The organism is Streptomyces liangshanensis (assembly GCF_011694815.1).
Classification (GTDB): domain Bacteria; phylum Actinomycetota; class Actinomycetes; order Streptomycetales; family Streptomycetaceae; genus Streptomyces; species Streptomyces liangshanensis.
In genome coordinates this window covers 2,176,328-2,194,327 of the sequence record NZ_CP050177.1, presented here as the reverse complement: position 1 = coordinate 2,194,327, position 18,000 = coordinate 2,176,328, and the positions used below count along the sequence as shown (strand labels likewise).

The 18,000-nt window shown below is 72.1% G+C and carries 20 protein-coding genes; 16 read left to right on the top strand and 4 right to left on the bottom strand.

The window, feature by feature from the left end:
• The first annotated feature begins 64 nt into the window (after positions 1–64).
• The 3 genes from HA039_RS09230 to HA039_RS09220 all read left to right on the top strand — a co-directional run bounded on the left by HA039_RS09230 (position 65) and on the right by HA039_RS09220 (position 3,072).
• Complete coding sequence (locus tag HA039_RS09230) at positions 65–823, top strand: lysophospholipid acyltransferase family protein (RefSeq protein WP_167026533.1); 759 nt, start codon at positions 65–67, stop codon at positions 821–823.
• Positions 820–1,821 (top strand): NAD(P)H-dependent glycerol-3-phosphate dehydrogenase, encoded by a 1,002-nt coding sequence (locus HA039_RS09225; RefSeq protein WP_167026530.1) that lies wholly within the window; start codon positions 820–822, stop codon positions 1,819–1,821. Before HA039_RS09230 ends, HA039_RS09225 begins: the two co-directional genes overlap by 4 nt.
• Positions 1,822–1,899: 78 nt before the next feature.
• Positions 1,900–3,072, top strand: coding sequence for a D-alanine--D-alanine ligase family protein (locus tag HA039_RS09220; RefSeq protein ID WP_167026527.1), 1,173 nt, complete (start codon positions 1,900–1,902; stop codon positions 3,070–3,072).
• Positions 3,073–3,117: 45 nt separating this feature from the next.
• Here HA039_RS09220 and HA039_RS09215 read toward each other — a convergent pair whose 3' ends face one another.
• The gene (locus HA039_RS09215) at positions 3,118–3,618 is read right to left on the bottom strand and encodes a DUF3515 domain-containing protein (protein ID WP_425086323.1); all 501 of its coding nucleotides are present in this window, start codon (positions 3,616–3,618) and stop codon (positions 3,118–3,120) included.
• 20 nt (positions 3,619–3,638) lie between these two features.
• Positions 3,639–3,872, bottom strand: a complete 234-nt coding sequence (locus tag HA039_RS09210) for an Lrp/AsnC ligand binding domain-containing protein (RefSeq protein ID WP_161309489.1) — start codon at positions 3,870–3,872, stop codon at positions 3,639–3,641.
• Positions 3,873–4,076: 204 nt separating this feature from the next.
• On the opposite strand from HA039_RS09210, the gene HA039_RS09205 reads away from it, so the two are divergent.
• Both HA039_RS09205 and thiD read left to right on the top strand, forming a co-directional pair.
• Positions 4,077–5,048, top strand: a complete 972-nt coding sequence (locus HA039_RS09205) for a thiamine-phosphate kinase (RefSeq protein WP_167026524.1) — start codon at positions 4,077–4,079, stop codon at positions 5,046–5,048.
• A 10-nt stretch (positions 5,049–5,058) separates the two neighbouring features.
• The gene (gene thiD, locus HA039_RS09200) at positions 5,059–5,868 is read left to right on the top strand and encodes a bifunctional hydroxymethylpyrimidine kinase/phosphomethylpyrimidine kinase (RefSeq protein WP_167026522.1); all 810 of its coding nucleotides are present in this window, start codon (positions 5,059–5,061) and stop codon (positions 5,866–5,868) included.
• 102 nt (positions 5,869–5,970) lie between these two features.
• On the opposite strand, the gene rpmB is transcribed toward thiD, so the two are convergent.
• Positions 5,971–6,156: a 50S ribosomal protein L28 gene (gene rpmB / locus HA039_RS09195; RefSeq protein WP_078877327.1), complete on the bottom strand. Its 186-nt coding sequence runs from the start codon at positions 6,154–6,156 to the stop codon at positions 5,971–5,973.
• 281 nt (positions 6,157–6,437) lie between these two features.
• Here rpmB and HA039_RS09190 point away from each other — a divergent pair, with 281 nt between their 5' ends.
• From HA039_RS09190 to mutM, 9 genes are all read left to right on the top strand, one after another.
• Positions 6,438–8,114, top strand: coding sequence for a DAK2 domain-containing protein (locus tag HA039_RS09190; protein ID WP_167026519.1), 1,677 nt, complete (start codon positions 6,438–6,440; stop codon positions 8,112–8,114).
• Positions 8,115–8,139: 25 nt separating this feature from the next.
• On the top strand, positions 8,140–10,356 hold the full coding sequence (recG, locus tag HA039_RS09185) for an ATP-dependent DNA helicase RecG (RefSeq protein WP_167026516.1): 2,217 nt from the start codon (positions 8,140–8,142) through the stop codon (positions 10,354–10,356).
• A gap of 187 nt (positions 10,357–10,543) precedes the next feature.
• Positions 10,544–11,128, top strand: a complete 585-nt coding sequence (gene rsmD / locus HA039_RS09180) for a 16S rRNA (guanine(966)-N(2))-methyltransferase RsmD (RefSeq protein ID WP_167026513.1) — start codon at positions 10,544–10,546, stop codon at positions 11,126–11,128.
• Positions 11,129–11,154: 26 nt separating this feature from the next.
• Positions 11,155–11,634, top strand: coding sequence for a pantetheine-phosphate adenylyltransferase (coaD, locus tag HA039_RS09175; RefSeq protein ID WP_208298779.1), 480 nt, complete (start codon positions 11,155–11,157; stop codon positions 11,632–11,634).
• Between the two features lie 98 nt (positions 11,635–11,732).
• Positions 11,733–12,911, top strand: coding sequence for an ATP synthase F0 subunit B (locus HA039_RS09170; RefSeq protein ID WP_167026507.1), 1,179 nt, complete (start codon positions 11,733–11,735; stop codon positions 12,909–12,911).
• A gap of 168 nt (positions 12,912–13,079) precedes the next feature.
• The gene (locus HA039_RS09165; protein WP_243870026.1) at positions 13,080–13,718 is read left to right on the top strand and encodes a YceD family protein; all 639 of its coding nucleotides are present in this window, start codon (positions 13,080–13,082) and stop codon (positions 13,716–13,718) included.
• A 2-nt stretch (positions 13,719–13,720) separates the two neighbouring features.
• Positions 13,721–13,894: a 50S ribosomal protein L32 gene (gene rpmF / locus HA039_RS09160; RefSeq protein ID WP_003965982.1), complete on the top strand. Its 174-nt coding sequence runs from the start codon at positions 13,721–13,723 to the stop codon at positions 13,892–13,894.
• Positions 13,895–13,913: 19 nt separating this feature from the next.
• The gene (gene rnc / locus HA039_RS09155; protein WP_167026501.1) at positions 13,914–14,828 is read left to right on the top strand and encodes a ribonuclease III; all 915 of its coding nucleotides are present in this window, start codon (positions 13,914–13,916) and stop codon (positions 14,826–14,828) included.
• A gap of 173 nt (positions 14,829–15,001) precedes the next feature.
• Positions 15,002–15,862: a bifunctional DNA-formamidopyrimidine glycosylase/DNA-(apurinic or apyrimidinic site) lyase gene (gene mutM / locus HA039_RS09150; RefSeq protein ID WP_167026498.1), complete on the top strand. Its 861-nt coding sequence runs from the start codon at positions 15,002–15,004 to the stop codon at positions 15,860–15,862.
• Positions 15,863–15,893: 31 nt separating this feature from the next.
• On the opposite strand, the gene HA039_RS09145 is transcribed toward mutM, so the two are convergent.
• The gene (locus HA039_RS09145; protein ID WP_167026495.1) at positions 15,894–16,793 is read right to left on the bottom strand and encodes a CAP domain-containing protein; all 900 of its coding nucleotides are present in this window, start codon (positions 16,791–16,793) and stop codon (positions 15,894–15,896) included.
• A 146-nt stretch (positions 16,794–16,939) separates the two neighbouring features.
• Here HA039_RS09145 and HA039_RS09140 point away from each other — a divergent pair, with 146 nt between their 5' ends.
• Both HA039_RS09140 and HA039_RS09135 read left to right on the top strand, forming a co-directional pair.
• The gene (locus HA039_RS09140; protein ID WP_167026492.1) at positions 16,940–17,221 is read left to right on the top strand and encodes an acylphosphatase; all 282 of its coding nucleotides are present in this window, start codon (positions 16,940–16,942) and stop codon (positions 17,219–17,221) included.
• Between the two features lie 388 nt (positions 17,222–17,609).
• A complete protein-coding gene (locus tag HA039_RS09135; protein WP_167026489.1) occupies positions 17,610–17,828 on the top strand; it encodes a hypothetical protein in 219 nt (72 codons plus the stop codon).
• The last annotated feature ends 172 nt before the right edge of the window (positions 17,829–18,000 follow it).

Sequence of the window (18,000 nt, the reverse complement as noted above, 5' to 3'; positions counted from 1 at the left end):
GGGGCGAGACTTGGCCCCGGGCCGCCGGATCGCGATCCGGCTCCCGAAGAGGAAGGTGTCACGAGTGTCCCGCCGCAGAATCGGCTTCTGGTACCGCCTGGCGGCCGTCATCGCAAAACCCCCGCTGATCGTTCTGTTCAAGCGGGACTGGCAGGGCACGGAGCACATTCCGGCCGAGGGCGGATTCATCACCGCGGTCAACCACAATTCGTATCTCGACCCTCTGTCGTACGGTCACTTCCAGTACAACACCGGTCGCGTCCCGCGATTCCTGGCGAAGGCCGGGCTCTTCAAGGGATCGTTCGTCGGCATGATGCTCCGCGGTACCGGCCAGATCCCCGTCTACCGCGAGAGCACCAACGCCCTGAACGCGTTCCGGGCCGCCGTGCACGCGATCGAGCAGGGCGAGTGTGTGGTGTTCTACCCCGAGGGCACCCTCACCCGCGACCCCGACCTGTGGCCCATGGCCGGCAAGAGCGGCGCGGCCCGCGTCGCCCTGCTGACCAAGGCCCCGGTCATCCCCGTCGCCCAGTGGGGCTCCCACCTGGCGCTGCCGCCGTACGCCAAGGAGCGGCCCGTACGGCTCTTCCCGCGCAAGACGCTGCGGGTCCTCGCCGGCCCGCCCGTCGACCTCTCGCGGTTCGAGGGCCAGGAGGCCACCCCCGAGGTGCTGCGCGAGGCGACCGAGGTCATCATGGCGGCCATCACGGAGCTGCTCGCCGAGTTGCGCGGGGAGCCGGTCCCCGCCGAGTTGTACGACCCGCGCAGGGCCAGGGCGGAACAGCGGCGCAGGGCCGCGGAAGCGGAAGAGGAGTCGAAGTGACGCGGGTCGCCGTATTCGCAGCGGGTTCGTGGGGCACGGCGTTCGCGATGATCCTCGCCGACGCGGGGTGCGAGGTGACCCTCTGGGCCCGCCGCCCCGAGGTCGCCGAGGCCATCAACACCACCCGCACCAACCCCGACTACCTGCCGGGCTTCGTGCTCCCCGAGGGGGTACGGGCCACGACGGACCCGGCCGAGGCCGCGGACGGCGCCGAGTTCACCGTCCTGACCGTGCCCTCCCAGACCCTGCGCGAGAACCTCGCCCGGTGGGCGCCCGTCCTGCCCTCCGACACGGTGCTCGTGTCGATGATGAAGGGCATCGAACTGGGCACGGCCAAGCGGATGAGCGAGGTGATCGGGGAGGTCGCCAAGGCGCCCGCCGAGCGGGTCGCGGTGATCACCGGGCCCAACCTCGCCAAGGAGATCGCCGACCGGATGCCCGCCGCGGCCGTCGTCGCGTGCCGGGACGAGGCCGTCGCCCGCCGCCTCCAGACCGCCTGCCACACCCCGTACTTCCGCCCCTACACCAACACCGACGTCGTCGGCTGCGAACTGGGCGGCGCCGTCAAGAACGTGATCGGGCTCGCCGTCGGCATCGCCGACGGCATGGGACTCGGCGACAACACCAAGGCCTCGCTGATGACCCGCGGCCTCGCCGAGACCACCCGCCTGGGGCTCTCCATGGGCGCGGACCCGCAGACCTTCTCCGGCCTGGCCGGCATGGGCGACCTGATCGCCACCTGCTCCTCGCCGCTCTCCCGCAACCACACCTTCGGCACCAACCTGGGCCGCGGGATGACCCTTCAGGAGACGATCGCGGTCACCCGGCAGACCGCCGAGGGCGTCAAGTCGTGCGAGTCCGTGCTCGATCTGGCCCGGCGCCACGGCGTGGAGATGCCCCTCACCGAGACCGTCGTCGACATCGTCCACAACGGCAAGCCGCCGCTCGTCGCGCTCAAGGAACTGATGTCGCGCAGCGCCAAGGCGGAACGCCACTGAGCCGCGGCGCCACCGCGCCCGAATGCCACCGGGTCGGCCGCTGACGAGGCGCTGTCCACCGGGTACGCTCATCGCGATATGAGCAGCGAGAACTCCTCCCAGAGCCCTGAGCAGCAGCTCCGCAAGCCGCGCGTGGCCGTCGTCTTCGGCGGCCGTAGCTCCGAGCACGGCATTTCGGTGGTCACGGCCGGCGCCGTCCTGCGCGCCATCGACCGTACGAAGTACGACGTCCTGCCCATCGGCATCACCACGGACGGCCGCTGGGCCCTCACCGCGGACGCGCCCGAGCGGATGAGCATCACCGACCGCGTCCTGCCGAGCGTCGAAGGCGTCGCCGAGTCGCTGGACGGCGGGGTGGTCCTCTCCGTGGACCCGGCCAACCGCGAGGTCGTCTACAGCGAGCCGGGCTCCGTGCCCAAGGCGCTGGGCGAGGTCGACGTCGTCTTCCCCGTCCTGCACGGCCCGTACGGGGAGGACGGCACGCTCCAGGGCCTGCTGGAGCTCTCCGGGGTCCCGTACGTCGGCGCGGGTGTCCTCGCCTCGGCCGTCGGCCAGGACAAGGAGTACATGAAGCGGGTGTTCACCTCCTTCGGGCTGCCCGTCGGCCCGTACGTGGTGATCCGCCCCCGCGAGTGGGAGCAGGGCCCGGAGGGCGCCAAGGGCGCCGCCGCCCGCAAGAAGATCGTGGACTTCGCCGCCGAGCACGGCTGGCCGCTGTTCGTGAAGCCCGCCCGCGCCGGCTCCTCCATGGGCATCACCAAGGTCGACGACCTCTCCGGTCTCGACGACGCGATCGCCGAGGCCCAGCGCCACGACCCCAAGATCCTGGTGGAGTCGCTGCTGCGCGGCCGCGAGATCGAGTGCGGGGTACTGGAGTTCGAGGACGGCCCGCGCGCCAGCGTGCCGGCGGAGATCCCGCCCGTCACCGCCCACGACTTCTACGACTTCGAGGCGAAGTACATCGACTCCGCCGCCGGGCTGGTGCCCGCGCCCCTCACCGAGGAGCAGACCGCCGAGGTACGGCGGCTCGCCGTCGAGGCGTTCGAGGCGGCGTCCTGCGAGGGGCTGGTCCGCGCGGACTTCTTCCTCACCGAGGACGGCGGGTTCGTCATCAACGAGATCAACACGATGCCGGGCTTCACGCCGATCTCGATGTACCCGCGCATGTGGCAGGAGACCGGGGTGAGCTACCCGGAACTGGTCGACCTGCTCATCCAGGCGGCCCTGCGCCGCCCCACCGGCCTGCGCTGAGCCGCCGCGGCGGCCCGGCGGGACCCCCCGCCGGGGCCGTACCGCTCAGAGACTGCTCGGGACCGTCCTCGCGACCGGCGCCGCCAGCGCCGCCAGCGGGGTCGCGTCGTTGGCGAACCGCGGGCCCATGGTGACCTCCACGTACGCCTTCCGGTACGTGGTCGTGAACCGCGCCCCCGAGTCGAGCTGTTCCAGCATCCAGTTGACGCCGTCGGCGTCCACCGCGTTCGCCTGGGGGTCGTCCATCTCCTTGGGGCGGGGGACCCCGCAGCGCAGTACGATCGCGTCGTCCCCCCACCCGGCGGTCAGCTCGGAACGCGGCCGGGGATCGTCCCGCTCCAGCCCGCCCAGCGTGCGGGGCAGCGCCTTGTGCAGGGCACCGCACAGCTTCGCCTCCCCGGGGCCGGGGCTCGGGACCGCGACCGGGGAGCCCGCGTCCGCGGACGAGCAGCCCGCCGCGGCCAGGAACAGGGCGACGGCGGGCACGACCAGCAGCGGACGGCCGGATAGCCTGCGGCGGGAGAGCCGGCGGCGGGTAACGGTCACCGGCCAAGCGTAGACGGGGGCTACAGGTGCACGACCGGGCAGGTCAGGGTGCGGGTGATGCCGTCCACTTGCTGGACCTTGGCGACCACCATGCGGCCCAGCTCGTCGACGGTGTCCGCCTGCGCGCGGACGATCACGTCGTAGGGGCCTGTCACGTCCTCGGCCTGTATCACTCCTGTGAGCTTGGCGATGGTCTCGGCGACGGTGGTCGCCTTGCCCACCTCGGTCTGGATAAGGATGTACGCCTGTACCACGGAACCTCCAGGGCGGCCACGAGGATCATGTGGGGGAAAGGGACGCCACGGTATCGCGTCGTCGCGGGCCACGGGGAGACCCGGGGGCACGGTGGCGCTCCCGGGTGGCGTACGGAAAACGTAGGTTGACGTGTCTCTTGACGGTACCGACAGCAGTGACGGCCCGCGACCGCAGGCGCGGCCGGCGATGAGAGGGGAGTCTCGGTGAAGGGAACCGTGGGCGAGTTGGGGGAGTTCGGCCTCATCAGGGAGCTCACCTCCCGGCTGACCACCACCCCGGCGGTCCGGCTGGGGCCGGGCGACGACGCCGCGGTCGTGGCCGCGCCCGACCGCAGGGTCGTGGCGAGTACGGACATTCTGCTGGAGGGCCGGCACTTCCGCCGCGACTGGTCCACGGCGTACGACGTCGGCCGCAAGGCCGCCGCGCAGAACCTCGCCGACATCGCCGCGATGGGCGCCGTGCCCACCGCGCTGCTGCTCGGCCTGGTCGTCCCGGCCGAACTCCCGGTCACCTGGCCCACCGAGCTGATGGACGGCATCCGCGACGAGTGCCAGGTCGCGGGCGCGGCCGTGGTCGGCGGTGACGTCGTGCGCGGCGACACCATCACCCTCGCCATCACGGCCCTCGGCGACCTGCGCGGCCACGACGCGGTCGTCAGGTCCGGCGCGCGGCCCGGCGATGTGGTCGCGTACACCGGCTGGTTGGGCTGGTCGGCCGCCGGGCACGCGGTGCTCTCCCGCGGCTTCCGCTCGCCCCGCGCCTTCGTGGAGGCCCATCGCCGGCCGGAACCGCCGTACCACGCGGGCCCCGCCGCGGCCGGGCTCGGTGCCACCGCCATGACGGACGTCAGCGACGGACTCGTCGCGGACCTCGGGCACATCGCGGACGCCAGCAAGGTCCGCATCGACCTGCGGTCCGGGCTGGTCGACATCCCCCAGCAGATGCACGACATCGGCCAGGCCGTCGGGATCGACCCGCTCCAGTGGGTGCTGACCGGGGGAGAGGACCACGCGATCGTGGCCACCTTCCCGCCCGACGTGAAACTCCCCGCCCGCTGGAAGGTGATCGGCGAGGTGCTCCACCCGTCCGCGCTGCCGCAGGTGACGGTGGACGGGGCGCCCTGGACCAGCAAGGGCGGCTGGGACCACTTCGGGGACATCGAGGACGCGCAGTAGATTCGGACGCATGAGCCCCTCAGCGCCCGCGCCCGCCCGCGTCCTGACCGTCGCCGGTTCCGACTCCGGCGGCGGCGCCGGCATCCAGGCCGACCTGAAGACCATGCTGGCGTTCGGCGTGCACGGCATGAGCGTGCTCACCGCCGTCACGGCGCAGAACTCCCTCGGGGTGCGGGGGGTGTGGGAACTGCCGGTGGAGGCGGTACGGGCCCAGTACCGCGCCGTGGCCGACGACATCGGCGTCCAGGCCGTGAAGACCGGCATGCTCGCCTCGGCCGAACTCGTCGGGGCCGTCGCGGAGCTGCTCGCCGCGACGGACGCCCCGGCGGTCGTGGACCCGGTCGGGGTCTCCAAGCACGGGGACCCGCTCCTCGCCGAGTCCGCCTTGGACAGCGTGCGCGCGAAGCTGTTGCCGGCGGCCACCGTCGCCACCCCCAACCTGGACGAGGTGGCCCAGCTCACCGGCGTACAGGTGACGGACGAACGGTCCATGCGGCGGGCGGCGGACGCCGTCCTGGACTTCGGGCCCCGCTGGGCGCTCGTCAAGGGCGGACACCTGCCGGGCGACGCCGTCGACCTGCTCACCGACGGGACCGAGGAACACTGGCTGCGCGCCCCGCGCCACCCCAACGGCCACACGCACGGGACGGGCTGCACCCTCGCCTCGGCCGTCGCGTCGGGACTGGCGAACGGGCAGGGGGTGGTGGAGGCCGTGGTCGCCGCCAAGGAGTACGTCACCGGGGCGATCGCGCACGGCTTCCCGCTCGGCGCCGGCATCGGCCCGGTGGACCACGCGTGGCGCTTCCGCCGGGGGATGTGAGGCCGGGGTGCCGGAGACCCGTACGCGCACGGCAAAAAGCCGGCCCACCGAGGTGGACCGGCTTTTCAAGGCAACCGCAGGGGCTGCGCTACGACGCAGGCGTCAGCGCGAGACCTTGCCGGCCTTGATGCACGATGTGCAGACATTGAGCCGCTTCGGCGTCCGACCGACCACGGCACGCACGCGCTGGATGTTCGGGTTCCAGCGACGGGACGTACGGCGGTGCGAGTGGGAAATGCTGTTGCCGAAGCCCGGCCCCTTGCCGCAGACGTCGCAGTTGGCAGCCACGGGTCACTCCAAAGACTTCAGATGTACGTACAGAGAAATCCGGCGTGCCCGAATCAAGTGATTGATGTGGCCTTGCCGGGGGAATGCCCCGACTCTCGTCGGGCAACCGGAGCAGCATACAACGGCTGCCTCGGTACAACGAAACTACCACGACCTGCCCGGCCCCCCTCCCGGCCCCCGCCCGGGCCCCCGACCCCTGGGGGGTGCCGGGCGCCGCCGGGGTTACCCTGCGTCCAGCCCGCCAGCCCAGGCCGTGAAGGCCGCCCAAGGAGGACCACCCGGTGCCGCAGACCCTCGACGCCGCAGCGGTGCGGAGCTGGTGCTCACTGGCTCTGGAGGCCCTCGGGCGGGAGCGCGAGGAGATCGACGCGACCAACGTCTACCCGGTCGCGGACGGCGACACCGGCACCAACCTCTACCTGACCCTCGAATCGGCGGCGCAGGCCGTCGAGGCGGTCTTCGCCGCGCACGAGACCGGTGGGTCCGTCCCCGCGGCGGGGGACGCCGTACGGGCCATGGCGCACGGCGCGCTGATCGGCGCCCGGGGCAACTCGGGCACGATCCTCGCGCAGTTGCTCCGCGGCATGGCCGACGTGCTGACGGACGGCACGCGGGAGACGCCCGCCGCCGGGGGCGCGGCCCCGGACGCCGGGGGCGGTGAGCACCTCGCGCGGGCGCTGCGCCGGGCCGCCGGGCTCGCCAGGGAGGCCGTCGCGCACCCCGTCGAGGGCACGATCCTCAGCGTGGCCTCGGCCGCCGCGGACGCCGCCGAGCAGGCCCGCGCCGGTACGGCCGCCACCGCCCGCGCCGCCCACGCCGGGGCCCGTACGGCCCTCGTCGCCACCCCCGGACAGCTCGCCGTCCTCGACCGCGCCGGTGTCGTGGACGCGGGCGGGCGCGGACTCCTCGCCGTCCTGGGCGCCCTCGTCCAGGCCCTGACGGGCCGGGCCCCCGCGGCCTTCACCGCCGCGCCCCGGCGGCCGGGGGAGCGGCCCGTGGAGCTGACCGACATCGGCACCGCGGGTTCCGCGGCGCACGGGGGCCGCGACGCCGACGACGGGCCCGCCTTCGAGGTGATCTACCTGCTGGAGGCCGGCGACGAGGCCGTGACCCGGCTGCGCGCCCGCCTCGACCGGCTGGGCGACTCCCTGGTCGTCGTCGGCGGCGACGGCCTGTGGAACGTGCACGTCCACGTCGACGACGCCGGGGCCGCCGTGGAGGCGGGGGTCGAGGCGGGACGCCCGTACCGCATCCGGATCACCCACTTCGGCGCGGCGGAACGGGCCCCGGAACAGGTCCAGCGGGCCGTCGTCGCCGTCGTCCCCGGCGAGGGCCTCGCCGGGCTCTGCGCCGAGGCGGGCGCCACGACCGTGCTCGCCCGCCCCGGGGAGCCGCCCGCCAGCGGCGAACTCGTCGAGGCGATCCGGCGCGCGCACGCCCGCGAGGTGGTGCTGCTCCCCAACGACGCGGCCCTGCGCCACACCGCCGCCGCGGCGGCCGAGCAGGCACGCGCCGAAGGGGTACGGGTCGCCCTCATCCCCACCCGGGCCGCGGTCCAGGGCATCGCCGCCCTCGCCGTCCACCAGCCCGACCGCCGCTTCGACGAGGACGTCGTGGCCATGACCTCGGCGGCCGGTGCCACCCGCTACGCCGAACTGGCCGTCGCCGAACGGCAGTCCTGGACCATGGCGGGCATCTGCCAGGCCGGGGACGTGCTGGGCCTGATCGAGGGCGACGTGGCCGTGATCGGCGCCGATCTCGCCGCGACCGCCGAGGCCGTCCTCACCCGGATGCTCCTCGCGGGCGGCGAACTGGTGACGCTCGTCCTCGGCGAGGACGTACCCGACGCCCTCGCCGACCGCCTGGAGGCCCACGTACGCGAAGGGCACCTCGCCGTCGACACCGTCGTCTACCGGGGCGGCCGGCGGTCCGCGCCCCTCCTCATCGGCGTGGAGTAGCTCTCTGTCAGTGCCGTGGTGTGCAATGGATCGTGTGTCAGCGCTGGACGAATCCCTCACCAAGACACTCGGACCCGCCACCGCGAAGGTGATGGCCGAGCAGCTCGACCTGCACACGGTCGGCGACCTGCTGCACCACTACCCCCGGCGGTACGAGGAGCGCGGCCAGCTGACCAAGCTCGCCGACCTGCCGCTGGAGGAGGACGTGACGGTCGTCGCCCAGGTCGCCGACTCCCGGATCGTGCGGTACGGCGGCGGCTCGGGCCAGCGCCTGGAGATCACCCTCACCGACGGCAGCGGCCGGCTCCAGCTGGTCTTCTTCGGCCGGGGCATCCACAAGCCGCACAAGGACCTGCCGCCCGGCAGCCGCGGCATGTTCGCCGGCAAGGTGTCCGTCTTCAACCGCAAGCTCCAGCTGGCCCATCCGACGTACGTGGCACTGGGCACCGACAGCGGCGAGGACGCGGTGGACGCGTTCGCCGGCAAGCTCATCCCGATCTACCCCGCCTGCAAGGGCCTGGAATCCTGGAAGATCACCAAGGCGGTCGACGCGGTCCTGCCCCGGGCCGCCGAGGCCCTCGACCCGCTGCCGCCCGCGCTCCGCGACGGACGCGGCTTCGCGTCCCTGCCCGAGGCGCTGCTCAAGGTGCACCGGCCCGAGACCCGCGCCGACATCGCTGACGCGCGCGAGCGCCTCAAGTGGGACGAGGCCTTCGTCCTCCAGGTCGCGCTGGCCCGGCGCCGGCACGCGGACGCCCAACTCCCCGCCGTGGCGCGGAAACCGGTCGGGGGCGGCCTGCTGGACGCCCTCGACGCGAGCCTGCCCTTCACCCTCACCGACGGCCAGCTCAAGGTCACCGCCGAGATCTTCGCCGACCTCGCCACCGAACACCCCATGCACCGGCTGCTCCAGGGCGAGGTCGGATCGGGCAAGACACTCGTCGCGCTGCGCGCCATGCTCACCGTCGTGGACGCGGGCGGGCAGGCCGCGATGCTCGCCCCCACCGAGGTCCTCGCCCAGCAGCACCACCGGTCGATCACCGAGATGATGGGCGAGCTGGCCCAGGGCGGCATGCTCGGCGGCGCCGACAAGGCCACGAAGGTCGTGCTCCTCACCGGCTCCATGGGCACGGCGGCCCGGCGCCAGGCGCTGCTGGACCTGGTCACCGGCGAGGCGGGGATCGTGATCGGCACGCACGCGCTGATCGAGGACAAGGTGAAGTTCCACGACCTCGGCCTCGTCGTGGTGGACGAGCAGCACCGCTTCGGCGTCGAGCAGCGCGACGCCCTGCGCTCCAAGGGCAAGCAGCCCCCGCACCTGCTGGTCATGACGGCCACCCCCATCCCCAGGACGGTCGCCATGACGGTCTTCGGCGACCTGGAGACGTCCGTCCTGGACCAGCTGCCGGCCGGACGGCTGCCGATCGCGAGCCATGTCGTCCCGGCCGAGGACAAGCCGCACTTCCTGGTCCGGGCCTGGGAGCGGGTGCGCGAGGAGGTCGGCAAGGGCCACCAGGCGTACGTGGTGTGCCCGCGGATCGGGGACGACGAGGACGAGGCGGGGAAGAAGAAGCCGTCGAAGGCGAAGGGGAAGTCCGCCGAGAAGGCCCCGGAGGAGGACGGGAAGCGGCCGCCGCTCGCCGTGGTGGAGGTCGCCGCCCAGCTGGCCCGGGGCCCCCTGGCCGGTCTGCGGATCGAGATCCTGCACGGCCGGATGCAGCCCGAGGACAAGGACTCCGTGATGCGCCGCTTCGCCGCGGGCGAGGTGGACGTCCTGGTCGCGACGACGGTCATCGAGGTGGGGGTGAACGTGCCGAACGCGACCGCGATGGTGATCATGGACGCCGACCGGTTCGGCGTCAGCCAGCTCCACCAGCTGCGCGGCCGGGTCGGCCGCGGCTCGGCCCCCGGGCTCTGCCTGCTGGTCACCGACATGCCCGAGGCGAGCCCGGCGAGGGCCAGGCTCGGCGCGGTCGCCGCCACCCTGGACGGCTTCGAGCTGTCCCGTATCGACCTGGAACAGCGCCGGGAGGGCGACGTCCTCGGCCAGGCCCAGTCCGGGGTCCGCTCGTCCCTGCGGATGCTCGCCGTCATCGACGACGAGGAGATCATCGCGGCGGCCCGCGAGGAGGCCGTCGCCGTGGTCGCCGAGGACCCGGAGCTGGGGCGCTACCCGGAGCTGCGGATGACCCTGGACGCCCTGCTGGACGCCGAGCGCGAGCGCTACCTGGACAAGGGCTGACCGGGGCCGCCGCCGAGGACGCCCCTGCCTACCCCCTCGGGCCCACCGGCCGGGCCCCGCCGCGCCGTACGCCATATCGTGAAGGCAGCACCCGCAGCACCCGCAGCACCCGCAGCACCCGCAGCACCGGCACTCGCACCACCCGCACCCGCAGCCCTGCCCGCTCCGAACCGAGGAACCGCCACCCATGACCCGCGTGATCGCCGGTTCCGCCGGCGGACGCCGGCTCGCCGTCCCGCCCGGCACCGGCACCCGCCCCACCTCCGACCGGGCGCGTGAGGGGCTCTTCTCCAGCTGGGGATCGCTCCTCGGCACCCTCGACGGCGTCCGCGTCGCCGACCTCTACGCGGGCTCCGGCGCCATCGGCCTCGAAGCCCTGTCCCGGGGCGCCGCGCACGCCCTGCTCGTCGAGTCCGACCCCCGCGCCGCCAGGACCGTCCGCGACAACGTCAGGACGCTCGGCCTGCCCGGCGCCGAGGTCCGTACCGGCAAGGCCGAGCAGATCGTCACCGGACCGGCCCCCGACGCCCCGTACGACCTGGTCTTCCTCGATCCGCCGTACGCCGTCACCGATGACGATCTTCGGGAGATCCTCCTCACACTCCGCACTCAGGGCTGGCTCACGGGCGACGCCGTCGCCACCGTGGAACGCAGCACCAGAGGCGGAGAGTTCGGCTGGCCCGAGGGTTTCGAACCCGTGCGGTCCCGTCGCTACGGCGAGGGAACGTTTTGGTACGGTCGCGCCGCCTCTACGTGCGAAGACGCACCATGACCGGACCGGAGAGCGAGGGAAATCAGTTGCGCCGCGCCGTCTGTCCGGGGTCCTTCGACCCCATCACCAATGGACACCTCGACATCATCGCCCGCGCCTCCAAGCTGTACGACGTGGTGCACGTCGCGGTGATGATCAACCAGTCGAAGAAGGGGCTGTTCTCGGTCGAGGAGCGGATCGACCTGATCCGCGAGGTCACCTCCGAGTTCGGCAACGTGGAGGTCGAGTCCTTCCACGGCCTGCTCGTCGACTTCTGCAAGCAGCGCGACATCCCCGCCATCGTCAAGGGCCTGCGCGCGGTCAGCGACTTCGACTACGAACTCCAGATGGCCCAGATGAATCACGGCCTTTCGGGTGTCGAGACTCTGTTCGTCCCCACCAACCCCGTGTACAGCTTCCTCTCCTCCTCCCTGGTCAAAGAGGTCGCGACCTGGGGCGGAGACGTCTCCCACCTGATCCCCCCGGCCGTCCACCGGGCCCTCGCCGCACGCCTCGGCACGTCCTGACGGTCCGACTGCCCGTCACCCGGTGTCGGACCGCCTCCCACTGGCCGTACAGTCGTTGCGTCCGTCTCCAAACCAGCTGAGAGAGTGGCGAGCACACGGTGGACGTGCAGAAGAAGCTCGACGAGATCGTCGACACGGTGGGCAGCGCCCGCTCCATGCCCATGTCGGCGTCCTGCGTGGTGAACCGCGCCGAGCTGCTCGCGATGCTGGAAGAGGTACGCGACGCGCTCCCCGGCTCGCTGGCCCAGGCCCAGGAACTGCTCGGCGGCCACGAACAGCTCGCCGTCCAGGCCCGCCAGGAGGCCGACCGGATCATCGGCGCCGCCCACGCGGAACGCAGCACCCTCATCTCCGAGACGGCCGTCGCCCGCCGCGCCCAGGAGGAGGCCGACCGGATCCTCTCCGAGGCCCGCAGGGACGCCGCCGAGGTCAAGGCCGAGGCCGACGACTACGTCGACTCCAAGCTCGCCAACTTCGAGGTGGTCCTCACCAAGACCATCGGTTCCGTCGACCGCGGCCGCGAGAAGCTGCTCGGCCGCGACCCGGGCCGAGGCGAACAGGGGTACGGCCCCGAGGACGGCGACGCCGACGACGCCCCCGAGTACAGCGCCGACCCGGAGACCCTGATCCGCCGCGCCGACGAGTACGTGGACGCCAAGATCGGCGCCTTCGAGGCGGTCCTCTCCAAGACCCTCGAAGCCGTCGGCCGCGGCCGACAGAAGCTGCTGGGCAGGACCGAGATCGACGACCTGGCCGCGCACCTCGCCGCCCAGGACGCGGCGGGCCCCCAGATGCGGACCAGCGACGCCGACCACTGGGCGGACCTCGCGGAGCTGCCGCGCGAGCAGCCCGCCGGGCAGGAGCAGGCGGCCGCGCAGGTGCCGCAGATCCCCGCCCAGCAGCCCTACACCGACCCGGCCTACGGCCAGCCGGCCGCCGCCGCGTACCAGGACACCGGCTACCAGGACCCCGCGTACCCCGACCAGGCCTACGCCGGGTACGGCCAGCAGGACACCTACGGCGGCGGCTACCAGCAGGACCCGTACGCGTACCAGCAGCAGCCCCCGGTCACCCAGGGGTACGGCCAGGACCAGGGCCAGGCCCAGGGGTACGACCCCGCCTACGGCTGGCAGCAGCCCGCCGGGGCGCCCCCCGTCCCCCAGCACCAGCCCGGCCAGGCCCACCCCGACCAGCAGGGCGCCCTGGACGAGACCAGCCTCTTCGACACCAGCATGATCGACCTCGACCAGCTGCGCCGGTACGAACAGGGCCGCTGAGGCGGACCGGGCCGGCCGGCGCCGGCGTACCACCGGCCCGGATTGGGCCTACGGCGGCCGGTCCAGTACCCTGGCTCTTCGGCCGCGTGTATGTCCGCGGCCCGTGCTGCCCTCTTCGTTCCCACGACACTGCGGCGGCCACTCCACGATCCGAAAGTTGGAACAGCCCTGAACGCGCGCCTCGACCACCGCGACCCCCTCGTGTTCGACACACACGAGCTGGGGCGGCGACCCGGTGCGCTCAGGAAGCTGGCCAGGACGGTCCCCGCGCCCAAGGACTTCGGCATCGGCGGAGTCATCGGGACGCCCGAGGGCGGTCCCGTGGAACTCACTCTCCGTATCGAATCCGTCATGGAGGGCGTGCTCGTCACCGGCACCGCCCGCGCGACGGCCGAGGGGGAGTGCGTAAGGTGTCTGGAGCCGCTGGACCAACAGGTCGAGGCGGACTTCCAGGAGCTGTTCTCGTACCACGACGCCGATGACCGGGGCCGCACCCGTGCGGAGCCCGGCGACGACGCCGAGGACGACGAGGACACACTGTTCATCGAGGACGGACTGTTCGACCTCGAGCCCGTGCTGCGTGATGCGGTGGTGCTCGCACTGCCGATGCAGCCGGTGTGCCGGGAGACCTGCGCCGGCCTGTGTTCCGAATGCGGGATCAGGCTGGACGAGAACCCCGGTCACCACCACGACGCCGTCGACATCCGTTGGGCGGCACTGCAGGGACTCGCCGAAACCGTCAAGGACGGCGAGAAGGACAACATGGGCGGCGCCGCAGCTGGCGTCGACGAGAAGCAGGAGAAGTAGCCGTGGCTGTTCCGAAGCGGAAGATGTCGCGCAGCAACACGCGCCACCGCCGGTCGCAGTGGAAGGCTGCGGTCCCCACCCTGGTGTCGTGCGAGCGCTGCCAGGAGCCGAAGCTCCAGCACATCGCGTGCCCGAGCTGTGGCACGTACAACAAGCGCCAGGTCCTCGAGGTCTGAGCGGCTGGTGAGAGGCTCGATGTCTGAACTGTCCACTGCCAAGAAGCAGGCAGACAACGTCAGTACGGCCTCGTCCCCCACGCTTCTGGAAGGGCGGCTCGGCTACCAGCTGGAGTCCGCCCTTCTGGTGCGTGCGCTGACCCATCGTTCGTTCGCGTACGAGAACGGCGGTCTGCCCACCAACGAGCGGCTCGAATTCCTCGGGGATTCGGTGCTCGGCCTGGTGGTCACGGACACGCTGTACCGCACCCACCCCGACCTGCCGGAAGGCCAACTGGCCAAACTGCGGGCCGCGGTGGTCAACTCGCGTGCGCTTGCGGAAGTGGGCCGCGGCCTGGAACTCGGCTCCTTCATCCGGCTCGGCCGGGGCGAAGAGGGCACGGGTGGCCGGGACAAGGCATCCATCCTCGCCGACACCCTTGAAGCGGTGATCGGCGCCGTCTATCTCGACCAGGGTCTCGACGCGGCCTCCGAGCTGGTGCACCGGCTCTTCGACCCGCTCATCGAGAAGTCCTCCAACCTCGGAGCCGGCCTGGACTGGAAGACCAGTCTCCAGGAGCTGACCGCGGCGGAGAGTCTCGGGGTTCCCGAGTATCTCGTCACGGAAACCGGCCCCGATCACGAAAAGACCTTCACTGCTGCCGCCCGCGTCGGTGGTGTCTCGTACGGCACCGGCACCGGCCGCAGCAAGAAGGAAGCGGAACAGCAGGCGGCGGAGTCCGCGTGGCGGTCCATCAGGACCGTGGCGGACGAACGGGCCGCGGCGGAGAAGAACGTCGTGCACATCGAAGGGGCCGACCCGGCCCCCGAGACTCCCGGGCTTCCCGGGGCCGGCGATCCGACCGACGCGGATTCCGGCGGGGGCACCGACACCGGTGCCGCCGAGGCCGGGATTCCCGCCGATTCCGCTTCCGCGGACGCGGCCAAGGCCTGACCGGCAGCACGGTCAGCCGTACGGCCCGTCCCGGTACGGGTTTTTCCGGTACGCCCCTCGCGCCGCACCCCGGCGTGAGGGGCGTCGCCCGTTCCGCGCCCTTCGCCGCCTGCCCTTTCCCACCTGCCCTTCCTGTTGTCCCTGTTGTCCCTGTCGTCCCGCGAGGAGTCCCCGTGCCCGAGCTGCCCGAGGTCGAAGTGGTACGGCGCGGTCTGGAGCGCTGGATCAGCGGCCGGACCGTCGTCGCGACCGAGGTCCTGCACCCGCGCGCGGTACGGCGCCACCTCGCCGGCGGCGAGGACTTCGCGGCCCGCCTCCAGGGCCACACCATCGGCACGGCCCGCCGGCGCGGCAAGTACCTGTGGCTCCCGCTCGCCGACACCGACGCCTCGATCCTCGGCCACCTCGGCATGAGCGGTCAGCTCCTCGTCCAGCCGGAGACGACCCCCGACGAGAAGCACCTGCGGATCCGGATCCGGTTCGCCGACTCCCTCGGCACCGAACTGCGCTTCGTCGACCAGCGGACCTTCGGCGGGCTGTCGCTCCACGACAACTCCCCGGACGGGGTGCCCGACGTCATCGCGCACATCGCCAGGGACCCCCTGGACCCGGCCTTCGACGACGACGCCTTCCTCAAGGCGCTGCGCCTGCGCCGTACCACCGTCAAGCGCGCGCTCCTGGACCAGTCACTGATCAGCGGCGTCGGCAACATCTACGCGGACGAGGCGCTCTGGCGCGCCAAGCTCCACTACGAACGCCCCACCGCGACCCTGCCCCGGCCGCGCGCCGCGGAGCTGCTCGGTCACGCGCGGGACGTGATGAACGGGGCGCTCGCCGTCGGCGGCACCAGCTTCGACAGTCTGTACGTCAACGTGAACGGCGAGTCCGGGTACTTCGACCGGTCGCTGGACGCGTACGGGCGGGAGGGTGAGCCCTGCCGGCGCTGCGGCACCCCCATCCGGCGCAGGCCGTGGATGAACCGCTCCAGCTACTTCTGCCCGCACTGCCAGCGCCCGCCGCGCGCGGCGGCGTAGGACCGGTCCGGCGGATCGGAGGCCGGAGTCCTCAGAAGCCGAAGTCCTGCGTCCACCAGGGGCCGCCCGTACCGGTGACCACTCCTACGCCCAGTCGGGTGTAGTCGCAGTTCAGTATGTTCGCGCGGTGGCCCTCGCTGTTCATCCACGAGTCCATCACCGCCTGGGCGTCGGCCTGGCCCCTGGCTATGTTCTCGCCGCCGAGCTTCTTCACGCCCGCCTGGTCGGCGCGGTCCCAGGGGGTCTTCCCGTCGGGGTCCGTGTGGTCGAAGAAGCCGCGCGCGGCCATGTCCTGGCTGAAGTCCTGGGCCAGCCCGGCCAGCGAGGAGTCGGCCTTGACCGGGGCGCACCCGACCTTCGCCCGCTCCTGGTTGACCAGCGAGAGGACGGCCGTCGCGGCGGACGCCGCCGCGGGGCCCTGCCCCTGGCTCTCGGCCGCGCGCTGGGTCGTCTGCTCGGGCTCCGGCGCCTTGGTCGCGGGCGCCTCGGCCTTCTTCGTCTCGGGCGCCCGGGTCACCGGGGCCTTCGCCTTCCTCGACACCTCGGCCGCCGGCTTCGACGGGCTCGCGGCGGGCTTCTTGGCCGGGGTGGTCGGCACCCGGCCCGGTGCGGAGGGCGAGGCGGAGGCGGAGGGGAGTTCCGTGGGCTCGGCCGAGGGGCTGCCCTGCACCAGCAGGTCGGGCGCGCCCTCGGTGCGTACCTGCTCCCCGGTGGGCCCGCCGCCCACGTTGTACTGGTCGCCGCCGGGCAGCAGCCCCGAGGCCACGGCGACCGCGCCGACGGCCATGGCCGCCGAGGCGCCGAGCAGTCCGGTCCTCACGGGGGCGGCGACCCGCCGCTTCCGGCGGGCACCACCCCGGTGCCTGCCTGCCGTGGCGTCCGCGTAGTCAACGGCGGCGGGTACGGCGGCGGAGCGCGAATGGCGTCCCATCGACTGTGCCTTCCTCATGCTCTCGACATGATCTTGATAGCAATGTGCCTCACCCGTACGAGTGAGGCTCATTGTGACCGGACTGTAGCCCATGGGGTCCTTGCCCGCCGTCCCGTGCGACCGATTGCCCGGGTTAGCGTGAGGCCGTGAATGACGACGTACGGCTCACCGCCTGGGTACGCGGACGAGTACAGGGAGTGGGCTTCCGCTGGTTCACCAGGGCGAACGCGCTGGAGATCGGCGGGCTCACCGGATTCGCCCTCAACCTCGACGACGGCCGGGTTCAGGTGGTGGCGGAAGGGGCGCGTGAGAAGTGCCACGGGTTGCTCGACTGGCTCCGCTCCGGCGACACACCCGGACGGGTCGACGGAGTGACGGAGATCTGGAGCACACCGCGCGGGGGGTACGACACCTTCGCGATCCGCTGATCGGGGTGCCCGGCGCCCCCTCACGGGCACCGCGCGGAGGGCCGGTGGGTGCCCGTGGCACATGCGCACGTCAGCATTGACCTGGTGGTTGCCAAGAATGGCCCCGCCGTGCGAGGCTGCGCGATTAACGATGATCTCCACGCCCGCAGGGGCCCGTGGGTGAGGCGGTGCCGCGTCCGAGCGGCCGGGCCCCCCGGGCCGACGGCCTGCACGGGCGGTGATCGTGTTGACCGTCAAACTTTTTGGTGAGACTCTGGAAGCCCCGCGCACCTTAGCTGTTTGGCAGTAAGAACCGCAGTGGAGCAAGGCCTGTCAGGCACCGCGGGTGCGATTTCCCCTATGACCCAACCGCATACGGTCGGTCACTCAGTGTGGAGGACCATCCATCATGGCAAAGGCGCTTCTCGGTTACGTCGGCGGTTCCGACCCGCGACTCCTCGCCGAGATGCGACGGCTTCAGCAGCGCGTCCAGGACCTCGAATCCGAGCTCGTACGGATCCAGTCCGAGAACGACGCGTTGAACGCCGCCGTCGCACAGCACCCTGGAGACTCGTTGTTCGAGAACATGGACATCGAGGTACACCAGGCGGAGCCTGCGCTCACCTGAGGAAAGCCCCCCGTCGGGGCCAGGTGAGTCACACTCACGCAAGAATCGGCAAGATATGCAAGGGACGCTTCGGCGTCCCTTCTTTCTTTCCATCTCCCGTTGTACGCAGGAACGTTGGCTGTACGACGCCCATTCTCAATGTCAGATGTGCCCTGCGCGTTCGACGGCGAAA

Excerpts from the sequence above, each read along its gene's own strand:
- HA039_RS09220 (WP_167026527.1), top strand. The coding sequence starts at position 1,900 with ATGAGCAGCGAGAACTCCTCCCAGAGCCCTGAGCAGCAGCTCCGCAAG.
- thiD (WP_167026522.1), top strand. The coding sequence starts at position 5,059 with ATGAGCCCCTCAGCGCCCGCGCCCGCCCGCGTCCTGACCGTCGCCGGT.
- recG (WP_167026516.1), top strand. The coding sequence starts at position 8,140 with ATGGATCGTGTGTCAGCGCTGGACGAATCCCTCACCAAGACACTCGGA.
- rsmD (WP_167026513.1), top strand. The coding sequence starts at position 10,544 with ATGACCCGCGTGATCGCCGGTTCCGCCGGCGGACGCCGGCTCGCCGTC.
- rnc (WP_167026501.1), top strand. The coding sequence starts at position 13,914 with ATGTCTGAACTGTCCACTGCCAAGAAGCAGGCAGACAACGTCAGTACG.
- HA039_RS09145 (WP_167026495.1), bottom strand. The coding sequence starts at position 16,793 with ATGGGACGCCATTCGCGCTCCGCCGCCGTACCCGCCGCCGTTGACTAC.
- HA039_RS09135 (WP_167026489.1), top strand. The coding sequence starts at position 17,610 with ATGGCAAAGGCGCTTCTCGGTTACGTCGGCGGTTCCGACCCGCGACTC.